The sequence below is a fragment of the Dellaglioa sp. CoH-57-MRSF-21 genome (assembly GCF_056781915.1).
The window spans coordinates 1-367 of record NZ_JBXAXU010000107.1 but is presented as its reverse complement, the minus strand read 5'-3'; the positions used below and the strand labels follow the sequence as shown (position 1 = coordinate 367).

The window sequence follows — 367 nt, the reverse complement described above, 5'->3', positions numbered from 1 at the left end:
GTAAATAGGAACGTGACGGGAAAGGTCCCGCGCTCCAAAAATCACTCAACTCGTTTTAGGAAAGAATCATCATGGCACGTACCGCAAAGGCAGCAGCACCGGCAGCAAAAACCGTCGCAGCATCGGCAGTTCTGAAGGATGCAGTCAAGACTGTCGCAGCATCGGAAAAGACGATCGCAGCTCAAGCCAAGACCATCGCGAAGCTGACGGCCCAAGTCACGAAGCTGACGGAAGCTCAGGCAGCAGCAAAGGCCGCGAAGGCGACGAAGGCTGCTCCGGCCAAGACGGCAAAGGCAGCACCGGCAAAGGCCGCGAAGGCTGCTCCGGCCAAGACGGCAAAGGCTCCGAAGGCGACGAAGGCAGCAGC

At 58.9% G+C, this 367-nt stretch carries 1 protein-coding gene; it reads left to right on the top strand.

Translation table 11 applies throughout. The annotated features are described in order from the left end of the window. Positions 1 to 71: 71 nt before the first annotated feature. Positions 72 to 367: hypothetical protein (locus AC1RPQ_RS08170; protein ID WP_481762288.1), on the top strand; the 296-nt coding region annotated here is incomplete at its 3' end.